Source organism: Kitasatospora sp. UYEF31, assembly GCF_057291755.1.
Genome location: NZ_JBXAWK010000068.1, coordinates 12,144 through 30,147 on the forward strand (window position 1 = coordinate 12,144; position 18,004 = coordinate 30,147).

The 18,004-nt window shown below is 70.6% G+C and carries 17 protein-coding genes and 2 pseudogenes; 10 read left to right on the plus strand and 9 right to left on the minus strand.

The window, feature by feature from the left end; genetic code table 11:
• Positions 1-122: 122 nt before the first annotated feature.
• The 3 genes and pseudogenes from AC0Z36_RS25510 to AC0Z36_RS25520 all read left to right on the plus strand — a co-directional run.
• Positions 123-488 (plus strand): hypothetical protein, encoded by a 366-nt coding sequence (locus AC0Z36_RS25510; protein WP_485465394.1) that lies wholly within the window; start codon positions 123-125, stop codon positions 486-488.
• Between the two features lie 3 nt (positions 489-491).
• Positions 492-2,405 (plus strand): branched-chain amino acid ABC transporter permease, encoded by a 1,914-nt coding sequence (locus tag AC0Z36_RS25515; RefSeq protein WP_485465395.1) that lies wholly within the window; start codon positions 492-494, stop codon positions 2,403-2,405.
• A gap of 41 nt (positions 2,406-2,446) precedes the next feature.
• Positions 2,447-2,551, plus strand: a pseudogene (locus AC0Z36_RS25520) (ribbon-helix-helix protein, CopG family); the annotation flags it as partial.
• 19 nt (positions 2,552-2,570) lie between these two features.
• On the opposite strand, the gene AC0Z36_RS25525 reads toward AC0Z36_RS25520, so the two are convergent.
• On the minus strand, positions 2,571-3,674 hold the full coding sequence (locus AC0Z36_RS25525) for an amidohydrolase family protein (RefSeq protein ID WP_485465396.1): 1,104 nt from the start codon (positions 3,672-3,674) through the stop codon (positions 2,571-2,573).
• 279 nt (positions 3,675-3,953) lie between these two features.
• On the opposite strand from AC0Z36_RS25525, the gene AC0Z36_RS25530 reads away from it, so the two are divergent.
• Positions 3,954-4,802 (plus strand): SPFH domain-containing protein, encoded by an 849-nt coding sequence (locus AC0Z36_RS25530; RefSeq protein WP_485465397.1) that lies wholly within the window; start codon positions 3,954-3,956, stop codon positions 4,800-4,802.
• A gap of 115 nt (positions 4,803-4,917) precedes the next feature.
• On the opposite strand, the gene AC0Z36_RS25535 is transcribed toward AC0Z36_RS25530, so the two are convergent.
• The 3 genes from AC0Z36_RS25535 to AC0Z36_RS25545 all read right to left on the minus strand — a co-directional run bounded on the left by AC0Z36_RS25535 (position 4,918) and on the right by AC0Z36_RS25545 (position 6,936).
• Positions 4,918-5,760 carry an exonuclease domain-containing protein gene (locus AC0Z36_RS25535; protein WP_485465398.1) on the minus strand — a complete coding sequence of 281 codons (843 nt, stop codon included), beginning with the start codon at positions 5,758-5,760 and terminating at the stop codon, positions 4,918-4,920.
• Positions 5,761-5,828: 68 nt separating this feature from the next.
• Entirely contained in the window at positions 5,829-6,530 is a 702-nt protein-coding gene (locus AC0Z36_RS25540; RefSeq protein ID WP_485465399.1) for a YidC/Oxa1 family membrane protein insertase, read from the minus strand.
• Positions 6,531-6,621: 91 nt separating this feature from the next.
• Positions 6,622-6,936, minus strand: a complete 315-nt coding sequence (locus tag AC0Z36_RS25545) for a DUF6412 domain-containing protein (protein ID WP_485465400.1) — start codon at positions 6,934-6,936, stop codon at positions 6,622-6,624.
• Between the two features lie 167 nt (positions 6,937-7,103).
• Here AC0Z36_RS25545 and AC0Z36_RS25550 point away from each other — a divergent pair, with 167 nt between their 5' ends.
• The 3 genes and pseudogenes from AC0Z36_RS25550 (at position 7,104) to AC0Z36_RS25560 (ending at position 9,839) form a co-directional block, all read left to right on the plus strand.
• Positions 7,104-7,865 carry a hypothetical protein gene (locus AC0Z36_RS25550; protein ID WP_485465401.1) on the plus strand — a complete coding sequence of 254 codons (762 nt, stop codon included), beginning with the start codon at positions 7,104-7,106 and terminating at the stop codon, positions 7,863-7,865.
• Positions 7,866-7,949: 84 nt separating this feature from the next.
• Positions 7,950-9,245: pseudogene (locus AC0Z36_RS25555) on the plus strand (MFS transporter); the annotation flags it as partial.
• A 141-nt stretch (positions 9,246-9,386) separates the two neighbouring features.
• On the plus strand, positions 9,387-9,839 hold the full coding sequence (locus AC0Z36_RS25560; protein WP_485465411.1) for a nuclear transport factor 2 family protein: 453 nt from the start codon (positions 9,387-9,389) through the stop codon (positions 9,837-9,839).
• A gap of 40 nt (positions 9,840-9,879) precedes the next feature.
• Here AC0Z36_RS25560 and AC0Z36_RS25565 read toward each other — a convergent pair whose 3' ends face one another.
• From AC0Z36_RS25565 to AC0Z36_RS25580, 4 genes are all read right to left on the minus strand, one after another.
• Positions 9,880-11,157 carry an amidohydrolase family protein gene (locus AC0Z36_RS25565; RefSeq protein WP_485465402.1) on the minus strand — a complete coding sequence of 426 codons (1,278 nt, stop codon included), beginning with the start codon at positions 11,155-11,157 and terminating at the stop codon, positions 9,880-9,882.
• Between the two features lie 7 nt (positions 11,158-11,164).
• Positions 11,165-12,493, minus strand: coding sequence for an amidohydrolase family protein (locus AC0Z36_RS25570; protein WP_485465403.1), 1,329 nt, complete (start codon positions 12,491-12,493; stop codon positions 11,165-11,167).
• Between the two features lie 7 nt (positions 12,494-12,500).
• The gene (locus AC0Z36_RS25575; RefSeq protein WP_485465404.1) at positions 12,501-13,391 is read right to left on the minus strand and encodes an SDR family NAD(P)-dependent oxidoreductase; all 891 of its coding nucleotides are present in this window, start codon (positions 13,389-13,391) and stop codon (positions 12,501-12,503) included.
• A gap of 64 nt (positions 13,392-13,455) precedes the next feature.
• Positions 13,456-14,277 (minus strand): acetoacetate decarboxylase family protein, encoded by an 822-nt coding sequence (locus tag AC0Z36_RS25580; protein WP_485465405.1) that lies wholly within the window; start codon positions 14,275-14,277, stop codon positions 13,456-13,458.
• A gap of 335 nt (positions 14,278-14,612) precedes the next feature.
• Between AC0Z36_RS25580 and AC0Z36_RS25585 the strand changes: the two genes are divergently transcribed.
• A complete protein-coding gene (locus AC0Z36_RS25585) occupies positions 14,613-15,287 on the plus strand; it encodes a TetR/AcrR family transcriptional regulator (RefSeq protein ID WP_485465406.1) in 675 nt (224 codons plus the stop codon).
• 134 nt (positions 15,288-15,421) lie between these two features.
• Positions 15,422-16,234 carry an SURF1 family cytochrome oxidase biogenesis protein gene (locus AC0Z36_RS25590; protein WP_485465407.1) on the plus strand — a complete coding sequence of 271 codons (813 nt, stop codon included), beginning with the start codon at positions 15,422-15,424 and terminating at the stop codon, positions 16,232-16,234.
• Here the strand turns inward: AC0Z36_RS25590 and AC0Z36_RS25595 are convergent.
• Positions 16,206-16,967 carry an SIR2 family NAD-dependent protein deacylase gene (locus AC0Z36_RS25595; protein WP_485465408.1) on the minus strand — a complete coding sequence of 254 codons (762 nt, stop codon included), beginning with the start codon at positions 16,965-16,967 and terminating at the stop codon, positions 16,206-16,208. The genes AC0Z36_RS25590 and AC0Z36_RS25595 overlap by 29 nt on opposite strands.
• Positions 16,968-17,117: 150 nt before the next feature.
• Here AC0Z36_RS25595 and AC0Z36_RS25600 point away from each other — a divergent pair, with 150 nt between their 5' ends.
• The gene (locus AC0Z36_RS25600; protein WP_485465409.1) at positions 17,118-17,873 is read left to right on the plus strand and encodes an SDR family oxidoreductase; all 756 of its coding nucleotides are present in this window, start codon (positions 17,118-17,120) and stop codon (positions 17,871-17,873) included.
• Positions 17,874-18,004: the final 131 nt, after the last annotated feature.

Consider the following 18,004-nt stretch of genomic DNA (forward strand, 5'->3'; position numbering starts at 1 on the left):
GGCGCAGACTGCTTGCGGAACCTCTGACATCTTCGGGGCTGGACTCCGGCTGCCGGACTCCAGCTGCCGGACTCCGGTTGCTGAATCTCCGGTTGCTGGACCTTAGACGACGGGTGGGCACGATGGGCGGTTCATTGCGGGTGCGGCACCTCCTGTCCCGGTACGCCGGGCCGCTGGCCGCCGGGATCGGCGTGCTGTTGTGCCTCCTGGGCTGGTACGGCGTCTCCGGGGAGAAGTACGCGGCCCGGCAGATCCCCTACCTGGCTTCGGCGACGGTGCCCGGGGCGGCGCTGATCGTCGCCGGGTCGGTGCTCGCGGCCCGTCCGGACGCCCGGACCCGGCGGCAGGTGGGTCAACTGCACCGGCTCCTTGTCGAAGAAGTGCCGTCCGGGGAGGTGCCATCCGGGAAGGCACCGCCGGACACGTCGGCACGCTCGACGCCGGTCCGGGACTTCCGGCCGGACGGGCCGACCAGGCCGGAGGCCTGAGCCGTGCTCACCGTCGACCTCGCGCTGGCCGGCCTGGGGGTGGGGTCCGTCGCCGCGCTGGCCGCCGTCGGGCTGATCACCTCCTACCGGGCGACCGGGGTGCTGAACCTGTCCTTCGGGGCGACCGCGATGGCCGCGGCCTACCTGTTGTGGCATCAAGTGCGGGTGTGGCACTGGCCCGTAGTCCCCGCCGCACTGTTCGACGTGCTGGTCGTCTCCCCCGCGTTCGGGCTGGTCCTGGAGCGGTACGTCTTCCGCCGTCTCCAGGACACCGCGCAGCGGCTGACCACGACCCTCGGCGTCTTCGTGCTGCTCATCGGCGCGGTGACGCTGGTGTGGGGCACGGAGGTGAAACTCGATCCGCCGTCGCTCCTGCCGGGCGGGTCGTTCCGGCTGCCCGGCGGGGCTTCGCTGCCCCGGTCGGCGCTCGCCGAGTTGTGCGCGGCGCTGGCTGTCGCGGCCCTGGTCGGCGTGGTGACGCGCCACACCCTGCTCGGCGTCCGGCTGCGGGCGACTGTGGACAACCGCGACCTCGCCGCGCTGTTCGGCGTACGCACCGACCGACTGTCGGCCCTGGGCTGGGCGTTCGGCTCGGCGGTCGCCGGGCTGACCGGGATCCTCCTGGCCCCGCACCTGCGGCTTGATCCGTACGGGCTGCCGCTGCTCGTGTTCGAGACGTTCGGCGTGGCCGTGGCCGCGCGCCTGGTCTCCCTGCCGGTGGCGGTGCTGGCCGCGCTCGCCGTCGGCATCGGGCAGGCCGAGCTGTCCCGGGTCGAACCGGCGGGCCGTACGGGCCAGTTGCTGCAGGCCGCGCAGTCGAACCTCTTCGTCGTGGTGATGCTGGTGGCACTGCTGGCCCTGCCCCGGCTGCGCGAGGTGGCCGGTCGCACGAGTCCTTCCGTACGGCCGTCTCCGCCTGCGCCGGCAGGCTGGTGGCTGCCGTATCCGGTCCTGTTCCTCGTCCCGTTCTTCCTGCGCCCGGAGGATCTACGCACTGCGCAGCAGGTGCCCGCGCTGGCGGTCGTCCTCCTGTCGCTGGTGCTGCTGACCGGGTACGCCGGGCAGCTCTCGCTGGGCCAGGCCGGCTATGCCGGGCTCGGCGCGCTGCTGGCCGCATCGCTGACAAGTGGTCAGCTCTTCGGACTTCCGGCGCTCCCCGGCCTGTTGGGGCTGTCCGCCGCCGCACTGATCGCCGCACCCGTGGGGTGGCTGACCGGCCGGACGGCGGTGCGGCGGCACGGACTCGCGCTGGCGCTGACCACCTTCGCGGTCGCGGCGGTGCTGAGCCGCCTGGTGTTCGCCCAGCCGCTGTTCACGACCGGTCTGCACCTTGACCACCCGTGGCCGTTCACCGGCGAACGGGCTTTCTATTTGCTTGAGTTGCTGTGTCTCGCGGTTGCTCTCTCGGCCATTTGGCAGGTGCGGTCCAGCCGCACCGGGCAGTTGCTGTCGGCGATGCGCGACAGCGAACTGGGCGCCGGGGCGGTCGGCATCGACGTGCCGCGGCTGAAGGTTTCGGTCTTCGCACTGTCGGCGTCGCTCGCGGCGCTCGGCGGGGCCCTCCTCGGGATGACCGGGAGGTCCTTCGACGCCACGGCCTTCGACCCGGTGTACGGGCTGGTGTGGTTCGCGGCCGTTGTCGTTTTCGGCGTACGGAGTGCTCCCGGCGCGGTCCTGGCGGCCGGACTGACGGTGGGCCTGGACACGGTGGGGACACCCGGGTTGTCGATCGCGGCGGTGGGGGTGGCGGCGGTGCTGCCGGCCCGGCTGCCGCAGGGGGTCCTGGGGGAGGTGGGGCGGCTGGTGACTCCGGTGCGGGAGGAGCGGGTAGTGCGGCTGACCGCGGCTGGCCGGGCGGTTCGTGATCAGGCGTACGCGACCGGGCCTACAGGTCGCCGGTCCGCGCACCGGGCGTGAGTACCGGAAATTCAAAGGTATGCCTGCGGCGCCATATATTCATGACACTCAAACGGACCACGGTCTACGCCGACGCTGAAGACCTCGCCATCATCAAAGCCGCTGCCAAAGCCGACGGGCTAGGCGAAGCCGAGATCATCCGCGAAGCCATCCACCGCTCAGCGATCAAGGCCGCGCCGGAGCCACCACCCTGCCCCGCAGCACGACCGCCTTCGGTGCCGCCAGGGTGCGGATGTCCGCGCGCGGGTCCGTCCCGTACACGACGAAGTCGGCTCCGGCACCCTCGCTCAAACCGTCGCGGCCCAGCCACGCACGCGCGCCCCAGGCCGTGGCGTTCAGCACCGCCGACACCGGCAGACCGGCCTTGACCAGCTCCGCGGCCTCCTGCGCGACCAGGCCGTGCGGCAGCGAGCCGCCCGCGTCCGTGCCCACGTAGACCGGGATGCCCGCGTCGTACGCCGCCGCGACCGTCTCGTAGCGGCGGGCGTGCATGTCGCGCAGGTGCGCCGCGTAGCCCGGGAACTTCGCCTCGGCCCCGGCCGCGATGCCCGGGAAGGTGTCGATGTTGACCAGCGTCGGCACGATGGCGACGTTTCTTTCAGCGAACACCGGGATGAGTTCCCGCGTCAGTCCCGTCGCGTGCTCGACGCAGTCGATGCCCGCCTCGACGAGGTCCGGGAGCGACTCCTCGCTGAAGCAGTGCGCGGTGACCCGCGCGCCCTCGGCGTGCGCGGCGGCGATGGCCTCCTTGAGGGCGTCCAGCGGCCAGCACGGCGCGAGGTCGCCGCGGTCGCGGTCGATCCAGTCGCCGACGAGTTTGACCCAGCCGTCACCGCGTCTGGCCTCCCGCACCACGTACGCGGTCAGGTCGCCCGGCTCGATCTCGTGCGCGTAGTTGCGGATGTAGCGCCGCGACCGCGCCAGGTGCCGGCCCGCCCGGATGAGCCGGGGCAGGTCCTCGCGGCCGTCGATCCACCGGGTGTCGGCGGCTGACCCGGCGTCACGGAGCAGCAGCGCACCCGCGTCCCGGTCGGTCAGCGCCTGCTGTTCGCTGGTCGCGTCGTCCACCGCGCCGTGCTCGTCGATGCCGACGTGGCAGTGCGCGTCGACGAGGCCGGGGAGGACCCAGCCGTCGATGACCGCGTCGGGCCCGGCGGCCGGGCGGTCGAAGGTGATCCGGCCGCCGACGACCCACAGCTCGTCCCGGACCTCCTCGGGACCGACGAGAACCCGGCCCCGGACGTGCAGCACATCAGCGCTTCTACTCATGCGGGCCACTTTATGTCGGAGGCGGGCGCGGCCCAGGACGGAGGCGGGCGCGGCCCAGGACGAGGGCGGGCGCGGCCCAGGACGAGGGCGGGCGCGGCCCAGGACGAGGGCGGGCGCGGCCCAGGACGGAGGCGGGCACCTGCGGGCTTGGTGAAACGCGTACTGCACCGATACGTGTCGTCTCCTGTGCGTCCGGCGGATCCGAACGTACGCTTGAAGCTCCCGGCAACGCGTGCCCGTACCGGACACGCGCCCGGCCCAGTCGCACCGGGAGTCTTCGTGATCGTCCTGTGGATACTGCTCGGGGTCGTCGGTTTTGTCGTGCTGTGGGCGATGTTCGGCGGGATCCGGGTGGTCAACCAGGTGGAGCGGGGAATCATCTTCCGCTTCGGCCGGGCGCAGGCCAGACCGCGGGAACCCGGCCTCGCGCTGCTGATCCCGCTGGTGGACCGGATGACCAAGGTCAACGTCCAGGTGATGACCCTGCCCATTCCCTCACAGGAGGGCATGACGCGGGACAACGTCTCGGTGAAGGTCGACGCGGTGGTCTACTTCCGGGTGGTCGATCCGTACAACGCCGCGATCAAGGTGCAGAACTTCGTGTACGCGATCGAGCAGGTGGCCTCGACGTCCCTGCGGTCGATCATCGGCAAGACCGTGCTCGACGACCTGCTGAGCAACCGTGAGGCGTTGAACGAGGACCTGGAGACGACGCTGGAGAGCCCGGCGATCGGCTGGGGGATCGAGATCGACCGGGTCGCGTTGAAGGACGTGCGGATCCCCGAGGCCATGCAGCGTTCGATGTCCCGGCAGGCCGAGGCGGAGCGGGAGCGCCGGGCCCGGGTGATCACGGCCGACGGTGAGTTCCAGGCGGCGCGCAAGCTCACCGACGCGTCGGCGATCATGGCCGAGACGCCCGGGGCGCTCCAGCTGCGGCTGTTGCAGACGGTGGTCGAGGTCGCGGCGGAGAAGAATTCGACGCTGGTGATGCCGTTCCCGGTCGAGTTGCTGCGGTTCTTCGAGAGCGCTTCGGGCGCCGCCGTGGCGAAGGCGAAGGCAGAGGCGGCCGAGGTTCCCCGGCCGATCGAAAAGCCAGCTGAGGTCCACCGGCCGACGGAAGACAACTGAGGCTCCGCCAAGACCGGGTGACGGAGAATCGCGTCGGCCGCGATTCTCCGTCACCCGGTCTTGCTGTTCCACGGGCGCCCGGCCGATGCCCGGCCGCGGACGGGCCGCGGGCAGCTCAGGCCGCGGTCACCGGCCACTGACCGTTGATCACTTCGCCGTGGCCGGGCTTGGTGCGGTCGAGGTACTCCTGGAACGACGCCGCCTGCGCCGCCGCCCAGTCGACCTGCTGCCGGTGCAGGTCGTCCGGGTCGAGAGTGCCGACCGCGGGGTAGCGCGCGCCCAGTTCGCGGGCGAGCAGCAGACTGGCCTGGGCGTCGGCCTCGGCGGTGTGCGCGTCGTCGAGCGCCACCTGGTAGAAGGCGGTGGTCACGCCTAGGGTGCGCTTGCCCTTGCGGAAGCGGTCCTGCTGCTTGTCGATGAGGTACGGGTCGACGACGGGGCCGACGTACGGGACCCGCGAGGCGAGCGAGGCGAGGCCGTAGCGCCGGAGTTCCGCCTCCAGGAAGGTCAGGTCGAAGGAGGCGTTGTACACGACCAGCGGCGTCCGGGCTTTGAAGTGGCCGGCGACCGTCTGGGCGATCTCCTCAACGACTTCCACCGCCGGGCGGCCGTGCTCCCGGGCGTACTGCGTGGTGATCCCGTGGATGTTCGAGGCCTCTTCGGGGATCTCCTTGCTGCCCGGGTCCACCAGCCAGGTGGAGGTGCCGGCGGCGGCGCACACTGCGGCGGTGACGATGAAGTCCTGTTCCGGGTCGACGCCGGAGGTCTCCAGGTCGAAGGCCGCCAGGGCCCCCCGGTGCCAGCCGGCGTGCTCACCGCGCGCGGGGGCGACGGGCTTGGGTTCGCATTCCGGGCAGTAGGTGAGCCACTTGCTGCCTTGCCGGACGAGGACGCCCTGGCCTGCGTCGACGCGGGTGGAGCAGTTGGCGCAGGGTGCGCTGAACCGGTTGGTGGCCACGGGGTGATCGCCCTTCAGATGTATGACGTTGTCTACGGCTTGTCTACCGCCGTTTTCCGGACTCCACGCTATGCCGTCGCACTGACCGCCCTGAAACGCCGCTGGGCCACGTAGCGGAGCACGGGTCGTTCGGCGGCCGTCCAGGCCGAGCTGGTGAGCAGGTAGAGCCCGGCGGCCAGCGGTACGACCGCGGTGGTGATGACGGTGCCGAACGGCATCCAGCGCATGAGTGACGCGCCGGGGAGGACCGGGGCGTTGGGGTCCGCGTACCGTGCGGCCTGCCGGGTGTGCGCGTAGGCGACCACTGCGGCGAGGACGACCAGGCCGATGAGGACGGGCGCGTACGCCGCCGCGAAACCGCTGTACGGGTGCAGTCCCAGCGGCGTGCCGAACAGCGAACCGCCCAGCCCGGACCCGCTGAACAGGTGGTAGGCCAGCATGAAGAACGGCGCTTGGACGAGCATCGGCAGGCAGCCGGCGAACTGCGAGCCGCCTTCCTGCTTGTACAGCGCGGTCAGTTCGCGCTGGAGCACCCGCGGGTCCTTCTTGTGGCGGGTCCTGAGTTCGGCGACCCGGGGTGCCAGATGCTTTTGCAGGACTCCGGCCCGGGCCTGGGCGTAGGCCAGCGGAAGCAACAGCATCCGTACGCCGATGGTCGTGAGGATGACGGCGGCGGCGACCGAACCGGTGCCCAGGAGTGGCGCGAACACGTGCGCGAAGGCGGTGACGAAATCGGCTGCGGGATCGGTGAATCGGCTGGACACGGACATGCGGGTGGCCCTTCCGGACGATGGTCATCGGATGCGATGCGTCGTCAGGCAGGCCGCCGGGGCAGGGCTTCAGGGGTTTCTCAGGGGTTTCTCAGGGGTTCTGGAGGTTCACCCGTGCTCGCCCGGCGGCTGCCGGGGCCGGTCCCGGGGCCCTGGGGCGCGAGCGCCCAGGACCGTCCGGATCGCGGGTGGGGAGGAAGGCCAGGCGCAGTGCCTGGGCACGCAGCACGGCCCCGCGCACGTGTGCGGGGCTGCCGGATTCGTACTGGTCCGCGCCGGACTGCTGGGCGAGCACGGCGGTCAGCGTGCTGAGCAGCGCCACGGCGAGCACGGCGGCCAGGCCGCCGGTGGCCGGGAGGTCAAGACCGAGGACGCGCACCACCAGATTGATCAGTGTCGCGAGCACGGGTGCACCTCCTCAAGATCACGGCGTACGGATACGTGCTTTAACGTACACGCGGTTCTTGGAAACCGGTCAGCTGCGGCCGGATCACAGCTATGAGAGGCGTCATGGGCGGGAATGCTCCGTCACAGCGGGAACTCTCCGACCGCGTGTTCGAAGGGGGACGGTGTATGTCCCTGCACCTTTCACTGCCGTGGCTGCTTTTCGGCACCGCCGGCGTTGTCGTGTCGTTCACTCTGGCCTGGGCGCAACTGCACACCTGGCGGCGGGCCCGCCGGCTGGGGTTCGACGAGGCCGCGTACGGGCGCACCCGGGAACACCCGGACACCGTGTTCCACTCGCCGATCACTCCGTTGAAGGTCTACACCGAACCGCTGGCCGTACGGAGTGTGGGGCTGCCCCTGGCCACTGTCGGGACCGTCGTGTTCGCGGTCTTCGCGGTCGCGCCTTCGGTGACGACCTGGGTCGTGTGCGGCACCGTGACGGTCCTGCTCGCGCCGCTGCGGCGGGCGTTGAACCTGCGGGTGGTCTCGGTGATCGCCCGCAGGGTGCACTTCCCGGACGGCCAGCTACGGGACCGGGACGGCGCTCCGGTGGCCGGGCAGCGCTGGCCTGACCTGCTGCGCACGTGGTACCGGCACGAGTACTTCCGGTCGCGGCCGGACACCGGGCGGCGGGACGAAGACCCCTCGGCGACCGTCCTGACCCGGTTCTGGTGGCTGTGCGGGCACCTGCTCGCGTGGCCGGTGACCTTGCCCGCGACGCAGTTGGCGCACACCGCGATGTGCCAGAACCCGGCCTGGGCGCTCGGTCACACGGGGGACGACGCGCCCGGGGCGCAGTGGCAGCGTGACCTCGCGCTCGCCCAGCCGCCGCAGGTGCGGCCCCCGGCGCGCGACGGGGCCTCGCCGCCCGCTCCCCCCGGCGGGTGACAACCGGTTCACCCGTACGGTCGTTGGTCCGGTGTGACCACCACGACCGAATTGCCGCAGAAACGCCCGCCGGAGCCGGTTTCGATGATGAGGATCGCGGCAGCGTCCTTCTCCGGGACCGCGATCGAGTTCTATGACTTCTTCGTGTACGGGACGGCTGCCGCGCTCGTCCTGGGCCCGTTGTTCTTCCCGGAGTTCTCCGATCTGGCCGGGACACTGGCGGCGTTCGCCACGTACGCCGTCGGCTTCCTCGCCCGGCCGCTGGGCTCAGTGCTGTTCGGGCATGTCGGGGACCGGTACGGGCGGCGCCCCGTGCTGGTGTTCTCCCTGTTGCTGACCGGTCTGGCGACCGTGCTCGTCGGGCTGCTGCCGACGTACGGTCACATCGGTGTCGCGGCACCGGTGTTGCTCGTGTCGCTCCGCTTCCTCCAGGGCCTGGGGCTCGGCGGCGAGTGGGGCGGCGCGGTACTGCTGGCCACCGAGCACGCCCCGCCGGGGCGGCGCGGACTGTGGGCGAGCTTCCCGCAGACCGGCCCCGCCGTGGGCTTCCTCCTGGCGAACGGCGTGATGCTGACCCTGTCGGCGAACCTGACGGACGCGCAGTTCGAGTCGTGGGGCTGGCGGGTGCCGTTCTGGTTCGCCGGCGTGCTGGCCCTGGCCGGGCTGGCGCTGCGCGCGTCGATGGAGGAGACCCCGGCCTTCAAGGAGCTGGCACACAAGCGGCTGGCGGGACAGCCGTCCGCGGCGGAACAGGGGCAGGACGCCCTGCCGTTGACCGAAGTCGTACGGGAGCACTGGCGGTTGACGCTGCTGGCGGCCGGCGGCCTCATGGCGGGCTACGCGACCTTCTACACGGCCACCACGTGGGCGCTGCACCACGCGACGGAGAACCTCGGCGTGGGCCGGACGGTGGTCCTCGGGTGCGTCATGGTCGCGGTGCTGCTCAAGGGTGTGTCCACGCCGGTGGTGGCGATCCTCGGAGACCGGTTCGGACGGCGTCCGCTGTGCCTGACCGGTTCGGTGGCGATGGGCCTGTGGGCGTTCCCGATGGTGTGGCTGTTGCAGACGGCGCAGCCGGTGCTGATGACGTTCGGCCTGGCGGTGTCGCTGCTCGCGTTCGTCACCATGTTCGCGGTGATCGGCGCCTACCTCCCGGAGTTGTTCCCGCCCCGGGTGCGCTGCACGGGCGCGTCGACGGCGTACAACCTGGGCGGGGTGCTGGGCGGCGCGCTGACCCCGATCGTCGCGACGGCGGTCTCGGACGGCGCGGACGGGCCGCCGTGGGGTGTCGCGGTCTGGCTGTTCGCTCTGTCGGTGGTGAGTGTGCTGTGCTTCCGGGCGCTGCCGGAGACCCGGCCGGTCCCCGTACGGGTGCCGGAGCTGCCCGGGGCGCGCGACGGCGGCGAAGCCCGCGGCGAGGGCGGCGGGAAGGGCGGCGGGAAGGACAGCAAAGAGGGCGGCGGGGAGGGCTGGCGCAGAAGAGGCCTTGCCGCATACGCCACGGGGCGTCAGCATGACGCCATGACAGTCCCTGAGAGCTTCGGCCGGACCCTCGCTGAGCCTGCCCTGGCGCGTTACCGGCGGGCCCGTAACCTCGCCACGGCCAAACGGGCCTTCGCCGCGGTGACCGCGGGAGACCTCGCCGCACAGTTGGAGAACTACACCGGCGACGTCGTGCTGCAGTTCCCGTACGCCGAACCCCCCGTGCGAGTTACGGGCAGGGCGGAGGTGAAGGCCTACCTGGTCAAGGCGCTTGAGGTGTTCTCGCTGCGGCTGACCATGACCACGTTCCACGAGTGCGTCGACCCGGACACGCTCATCGTGGAGTTCACCAGTGAGGGCGAGGTGGCCACGACGGGCAAGACGTACGAGAACACGTACATCAGCGTGCTGCGCTTCCGGGACGGACTGATCTGCGACCAGCGGGAGTTCTACAACCCGGTGCCGGCGCAGCAGGCGCTCACGCGGGACTGAGAAACGTGTCGGGGTCCGCACAGGTGCGGACCCCGGCGCGTTACGGCTTCACTCCGACGGCCCCCACGAACGCCGGGCATTTGAGGGCCCCTTCCGGGATCACCTCAAGCGGCTGCGCGACCTGGGAGACCAGCGGTCCGAACTTCGCCGCGAGCGGGGCCAGGGCGTCGAGGTCGAAGCCGTAGAGACGGGCCGCGTTGCCGCCGACCATCTGGGCCACTTCTTCGTAGTCGAGGCCGTTGTAGGTCAGCTGGAGCGCTTCCCGGGTGAAGGGGTGACTGCCCTCCCTGTGGGGGTAGTCACTCCCCCACATGACCCGGTCCACGCCCACCTGGTAGCGGAGTTTCGCCTCGGCGGGGCGCTGGAAGCTCGCACCGACGTAGCACTGGCGGGCCCAGTACTCGGACGGCTTGAGTTCCATGGAGTGCACCAGGTTGTGGCCCCACTCGTACTCCTGGGACCCGACGGCCGTGCCCATGCGGTGCCAGTAGTAGTCGAGCCGGCGGCACTCCTCCGGGATCCACGCGGTGCCCTGTTCGGTGAACACGAAGTCCAGGCCCGGGTGGCGGTCCATCGTGCCGGAGACGATGAGGTGGGTGAAGGCGCGGTGTGCCCACCACGACACCTCTGTCAGGAAGACGACCTTGTCGACGTCCGTGTCGCCCGCGGGGGGTGCTGCGCTGCCGGTGTGGTGGTTGACCGGCATGCCGAGTTCTTCGCAGGTGTCCCACAGGGGCTTGTAGTAGTCGTACTGCCACAGCGGGACGAGCCCGGAGCCGGGCGGGGTCCCGGGGAGCAGGACGCCGCCGGTGAGCCCGGCCTCCTTGGCCCAGCGGACCTCGGCGCAGGCCGCGTCGATGTCCTGGAGCATGATCTGCACGATCCCGGCGCGGCGCCCGGGGGTCGCCTGGCAGAAGTCGGCCATCCAGCGGTTGTGCGCCTTGAGGCCCTCCCAGCGCAGTTGTTGGTCACCGGCGTTCGCCGCCGGGACCTGGTCGGTCAGCGACGGCTTGGGGAAGAACGGCGGCACCGTGTTGGGGAAGATGACTTCGGCCACCACCCCGTCGGCCTCCAGGTCGCCCATCCGCCGGTCCGAGTCCCAGTTGCGCAGGCCCAGGTCGCCTTTCAGGTCGTCGTACGGGATTTCATACGCCGCGGCCCATGCGTCGAACTTCCCGTGGAGCCTGGCCGGCAGGTAGTCGCGGTAGCCGAACATCTCGCCGCCGCCGTGGCAGTCGGCGGAGATCACCGTGTACCTGTCAGGCACTTCGCGCTCAGGGGCGGTGCCGCCGGGGGGCGTGGTCGGGGATTGAGTCATAGTCCGCTCACCCCTTGCCGGCTTCGGGGTTGACGAAGGCCCCGGTGTCGTGACCGGTGAGCCAGTGACGGCCGATCTCCTTCGCCGCGGCCCACTTGGTGTCGAGGTCCTTCAGCGTTCCGTCGGGGTTCGTCTGCCCCAGGGTCGCGGGCGTGACACCGACCTTCGCGGCGTGTGCGGTCAGCTTGCCGACATCGAATCCGTACACCTCGGCGACGTTGAGCCCGAGCATCTGGCGCGTCTCGTCGACGGACACGTCGGAGAACGTCTGCTTGAGGATCCGCAGCGTCTCCGGCCACGTCCCCTCGGGGTGCGGGAAGTCGTTGCCCCAGCAGATGTTGCCGACACCGATCTCGTACCGCATGCCGATCTCACGGCGTTTGGTGTTCGACGCGCCGATGAAGCAGTTGCGGTCGAAGTACTCGCTGGGCAGGAGCTTGACCTCCTCGAACCCGGAGAGCTTGGCCGCCCCGCGTGAGCCGCGGATCAGCCGGTCGCCGAACCACAGCTGGTTGGGCACCCACCAGCAGCCGGCCTCGGTCACCCCGAACTTCAGCCGCGGGAACCGCTCGAACACGCCCGACCACAAAAGGAACCACAGCGGGCGGGACGGCCACCAGGTGACCTCCTGCACGTAGATGCCCAGGTGGTTGCCGTACTCGTGACGCGGGGCCGGTCCCGAGTGGGTGACCACCGGGAGTTCGAGCTCCTGGCACAGCGACCACACCGGGTCGTACTTCTTGTCGTGGTACGGAGTCTGGTTCACCCACATCGCGGGGATCATCACCGCGCCCAGGCCGTCGGCCTTGATGCGGCGGATCTCCGCGAGGACCTTGTCCATCTCGGCCGTGATGGGCACCAGCGCGACGCCGCGGCGGCGTTCCGGCGAGGTCTTGCACAGTTCGGCGAGCCAGCGGTTGTGCGCCTGCGCTCCGGCCAGGCCGAGTTCGGGGTCCATGTCGCCGGCCATGCCCAGGCCGGCGCCGAAGGGTACACACGTACGCGATTCGACCGCGTCGGCGTCCGGGAAGATGACCTCGCCGGTGACGCCGTCCTTGTCGAGTTCCTCGTCGCGGCGGCCGACCTCCCAGCCGCTGCGCAGCACTTCTTCGTTGGTCTCGAACCAGTTGGCCGCGAAGTCCTCGTTGCGGACGCCCAGGTCGGTGATGGCCTTGAGCTGCTCCTCACGTTCGGAGAGGAAGACGTCGAAGGCCGCGTGGTGCTTTGTCGACAAGTAGTCGCGGTACAGCTCCGTCGGCAGCCCGGCGTGGGTGTCGGAGGAGATGACCACGTACGGGTCGGGGGAGTTGTCGGGGGATTCCCGGGGGGATGTCATCGGTTCCTCACTTGTCCAGGACGAAGGTTTCGAGGTACGCGGGGTTCGACCGCGTGAGCATGCTCTGCGAACGCGCGGTGATCTGGCCGTCACTGTGGCCGCTGGGCGGCAGGATCCAGAACCGGTTGTCCCTGATGCCCGCGAGGACATCGGCGGCGACGGACTCGACGGGGGTGAACTCGATCTCCTGCCCCGCGTCCTTCATCGCCTTCTCCCAGGCGTCCAGGGTGTTGTACGGGGTTTTTCGCGGCGTCGTCTTCGCGAACCGTTCGGGGCGGTTGCGGTAGGACTCCCACAGTCCGGTGCGCAGCATCTTCGGCCCGGGGAAGAGTACGGACACGCCGATCTTCGCCTGGACCTGGTTGAGCTGGGCGTACAGGGCCTCGGTCAGGGTGACCACGGCGGCCTTGGTCGTCGCGTACACCGACGCGTTCGGCAGCGGGGCGATGCCGCCGTCGCCGGATGAGGTGTTGACGATGTGCCCCGGCTCATCCTGGGCGAGCATGCGCGGCACGAACGCCTGGACGCCGTTGAAGACGCCGAAGACGTTGACGGCGAAGCACCAGTCCCAGTCCTTCGGGTCGTGCTCCCACATCTTGCCCTCGGACCCGGAGCCGATGCCGGCGTTGTTGCACAGCACGTGGACGGCGCCGAACCGGTCGTACGCGGCGTCGGCGAGCGCGAAGACGGATTCGCGTACGGACACGTCGGCGATGACGCCCACCGCTTCGGCGCCGTCGTCGGTGAGCCGGGCGACCGCCTTGTCCAGCGCGCCCTGTTCGATGTCCGCGAGGACGACCTTCATACCCTCGGCGGCGAACCGTTCGGCCATCGCGAAGCCGATGCCGCTGGCCGCGCCGGTGACGACGGCGACCTTGCCTGTGAATTCAGTCAGCATGTCGATTCCTCTACTTCGCCTGTCTCGTCCGACTCGACTAACTCGACTAACTCGTTTGCTTCGCTTACTGCGCTTGCTTCGTCGAGGAGTCCGACTGGACGGGCGGCTTGTCGGCGATCTGCGCGATGTCGTCGTAGCGCTGGTGGATGTACGGCAGCACCAGGTCGGCCTTGACGTGCTCGGCGACGTAGCCGCTCTGGTCGGAGGTGCGCTCGGCGTAGGTGATGGACACCATTTCGCGCACGACGAGGTCGGCCACCGGGTCGAAGTCCGAGTCGCGGAGGATCACTTCGCCCTCGACGCGGGACGCCGTACGGGTCTGTTCGTTGCGCACGACGTGCACGAGCAGCGGGTCGGCGTCGAAGCCGTCGCCGCTGACGGCGGGCAGGAACTTGTAGTAGAAGCTGAGCGACTGCTTCGGCCCGGGGGTGGGCAGTTCCCCGGCGAGCGTGCCGCGGATCTCCAGGTAGGTGGTTCCCTTGCGGACGACGGTGGCGACGATCCGGTCGCCGTCCTTCTCCACCTTGACGTCGGCGAGCTTCTTCGGCTCGCCGAAGACCTCGCGTCCGCCGATCACCGAGCGCTCGGTAGTCATCGGGAGGGTGAGGGCGTACCACCCCTCCTTGTCACCGTGCCGCGCGAGTACGGAGACCGCGCCCGCGCCGAGCGGGTGGCCGGGGATGTCGACCTGCGAGATGTTCGCCTTGACCCACGGCTTCCCGGCGACGGGGACGAGTGGCGGCGGCAGCACCGCCTCGACCACCCCGGGGTCGGTCGCCCAGACGGCGACCACGCCGTAGGACCAGATCTCCGGGAGGGAGCTGGCCGCCTTGGCGGACTTCTGCAGTGCTTCCAGGGAGCGCGCCCCGTAGCGGATCTTCGTCACGTACGTCACCTGTTCCTTGAATCCCCGGCCGCGCGGCGGCCGTGCCGGATGCGGAGTCCCGCGTCGTCCCGGGGGCGACCCCCGGACCTCCGCGGTATTTGGTGCCAGTAGTGCTCGGCGTGCCAGTAGTGCTCGCAGTGCCAGTACTGCTCGTCGTGCTCGTCGTGCTCGTCGTGCTCGTCGTGCTCGTCGTGCTCGTAGTGCCGTGGTGATGCGCATCCCGCCTGCGACCTGTAACACTGTTACACCGCGATGCCGACGAGGTAAAGGGAAACCCCGCGGTAATCGCGCCGCAGGATCATCAAGGCACCAGCCGACCGGGAGAATGGGACGCAATGACAGACACCGACCCCCAGCCGGAACCCGCCGCCCCGGACACCCCCGCCGGCCCCCGCGTCACCCGCGACACAGTCCTGGACACCGCCATGCGCCTGGTGCGCGAGTCCGGCGTCCAGGGCCTGAGCATGCGCAAGCTCGCCGCCGAACTCGGCGTAGCCGTCACGTCGATCTACTGGCACGTCGGCAACCGCGAGGCACTGGTCGACCACCTGGTCGAGCGGGTCGTCCACGACATGGACGCGTTCGAGGTCACCGGGGACACCCCCGTGGAGCGCGTCGTCTCCATCGCCGAGTCCAGCCGCCGCATGATCCTGGACCGGCCGCACCTGATCGGCCTGGTCCGCGAGCGCGGCCAGGACGCGCTGATGATGCTCCCGGCCCGCAAGGCGCTGGTGCGCGAGGTCACCGCGGCCGGACTGCGCGGGGCGGAGGCGGCGACGGTGGTCCAGGCGGTGCAGCACCTGGTGGCCGGATTTGTCATGCTGGAGCGCGCGATGGTCCGGCACTACGACGAACCCGCTCCTGTCCGGCAGTGGCGGGACACCCTGGCCGCGCAGGACGCGGAGCTCGCCGACCACCTGGTCTACCCGGCCGACCCGCAGGCACTGTTCACCGTGTCGGCCCGCGCGCTGGCGCAGTCGCTGCTCGCCGGAGGCACCGCGACCGCCTGATCCACCGGAGGACACCTCCGGGCCGGACAGCGGCTCCCCGGCCCGCCGGAACCCCTGACGGACTCCGGCGATCCACCGGCGCGCGGCGGCACCCTCACGTCAAACCGCGTCCCGCGCCGGGGTAACGTCGGGGTGTGTACCGCTTCCTCCTGACCCGCCGCTGGCTGGGCCTGTTCGCCCTGGTCGTCCTCCTCATCCCGGTCATGGTGCGGCTCGGCTTCTGGCAACTGCACCGGTACGAGGCCAAGCACGACCGCAACGTGGCCATGGGGGACAACCTCCGGCACAAGCCCGTCCCGGTGGACGAACTGTTCGCGGTCGGCCGTGACCTCCCGGTCGGGGACCGCTGGCGGCAGGTGACCGTCACCGGCACGTACGACACCGGGCACGAACTCCTCGCCCGGCAGCGCGCCCAGGAGACCAAGACCGGCTTCTTCGTCGTCACGCCCCTGGTCACCGGGGACGGCAGGACGCTCCTGGTCAACCGCGGCTGGGTGAAGAGCCCGAACTCCGAGAAGGACGAACCCGTGGTGCCGCCCGCGCCGGCCGGTGAGGTGACCGTCACGGGCCGGGCAAAACCCGACGAGACCAGGGCGCGTTCCGGCATCAAGGACCGCGACGGCCTGCCGCCGGGGAAGATCATGCGGATCGACAGCGCCGATCTGGCGAAGACACTCCCCTACCCGGCGCTGTACGGCGGTTTCGTCCAGTTGGTCGAGCAGCGGCCGCAGGCGAAGGAGGCCCCCGCCCCGCTGCCCGACCCGGAGGACGAGGACCTCGGCCTCAACCTCGCGTACGCCGTCCAGTGGTGGGTCTTCGTCGTCGCCCTCGTCGGCGCGTTCACCGTCATGGTCCGCCGCGAGGCGGCCGAGCTGCGCGCGGTCGAAGCCGAGCTGGAGACCCTGGACGCGGAAGAACTCACCCCCGCGGGGCCAGCCCGGTCATGAGCGCCGGGAGCACCTGACCGATCGGCTCGCGGAGCACCGCGTCCGCGACGTCGTCGTACGGGGTCGGCTGCGCGTTGACCACCACGAGTGCAGCCCCGGCCTCCCGCGCCACCCGGCACAGCGAAGCCGCCGGTTCGACCTGGAGGGACGTGCCGACCGCGAGGAACACGTCGCACACCTGCGACACCATCGCGGCCCGCTCCAGGACCCTCTTGTCGAGCGCCTGCCCGAACATCACCGTCGCGGTCTTCTGGATGCCGCCGCACTTCACACACCGCGGGTCGTCCTCACCCGCGTCGATGCGGGCCAGGTTCTCGTCCAGTGTCGTACGGAATCCACAATCCGTGCAGAGCACGTAGAACATCGTGCCGTGCAACTCCATCAGCTTCTCCGGGCTGGTCCCGGCCCGCTGGTGCAGCCCGTCGACGTTCTGCGTGATCAGTCCGGCCAGCCGGCCTGAGCCCTCCAGGTCGGCCAGTGCCCGGTGCCCGGCGTTCGGCCCGGCGAGCCGCGCGGGGTTGTTCCGGCGCATCACCCAGGACTTGCGGCGGATCTCCGGGTCGGCCATGTAGTAGCTGATCCGGGTCAGCTTCTCCGCGTCCTTGTCCCGCGTCCACACACCCTGCGGCCCCCGGTAGTCGGGGATGCCCGAGTCGGTGGAGATGCCGGCCCCCGTCAGCACCGTGACGGAATGCGCCGCCGCGATCAGTTCCCGAACCTGTTGCGTGTCCATAACCGCAGAACCTAACCAGGAACCCCTTCCGTACGCACACTCTTCTCCCGGGCAGGCCCTGTGCCGTGAGCACGGGCTCATCCCGGGCAGTGACTGTTCCACCCGCACGCCCTTGTCCCCGGTCCGTCGGCGTGCGGGAGAATGCGACCTATGGATCTTGGACTGCGCGATCGTGTGTACATCGTCACCGCCGCCACCCGCGGCCTGGGCTACGCCGCCGCCGACTCCCTCGTGGCCGACGGGGCGAAAGTCGTCATCACCGGACGTACGGAGGACTCCGCCGCGAAAGCCGCCGCGCGGCTGGGCGGTGACACCCTCGGGATGGCCGCCGACAACGGCGCCGACGACACCGCCGCCCGCCTGGTCACCGCGACCGTGAAGCAGTTCGGCCGCCTCGACGGCATCCTGATAAGCGTCGGGGGTCCGCCGCCCGGATCAGTCGGAGGCTCGACCGACGAGCAGTGGCGTACGGCCTTCGACACGGTCTTCCTCGGCGCGCTGCGCCTGGCGAACGCCGCGGCGGAAGTCCTCGGCGACGGCGGTGTCATCGGTTTTGTGCTGTCCTCGTCGGTCCGCCAGCCGATCCCGGGCCTGGCGATCTCCAACGGACTGCGCCCCGGCCTCGCCATGGCCGCCAAGACGATGGCCGACGAGCTGGGCCCGCGCGGGATCCGGGTCGTCGGCCTGCTCCCGGCGCGGATCGCGACCGAGCGGATCACCGAGCTGGACGGCCTCGCGGCCGACCCCGCCGCGTTCCGGGCCTCCCAGGAGGCCGGGATCCCGCTCGGCCGCTACGGCACCCCGCAGGAGTTCGGCGACGTCGCGGCGTTCCTGCTGTCGCCCGCCGCGTCGTACCTGACCGGCGTGATGGTGCCGGTAGACGGCGGAGCGATGCGCGGGCTGTAGGACGCCAAGAGGTCGGTCGTGTACGGAAGTCCCCTCCAGAGATCGGGGCGGGGGCATACCGAAACCACCCACCCCGGGTGGTGAGTGCACCATGCGCCCGGGGGGGCCCCGCGCGCCGCGCCCCCCCACCC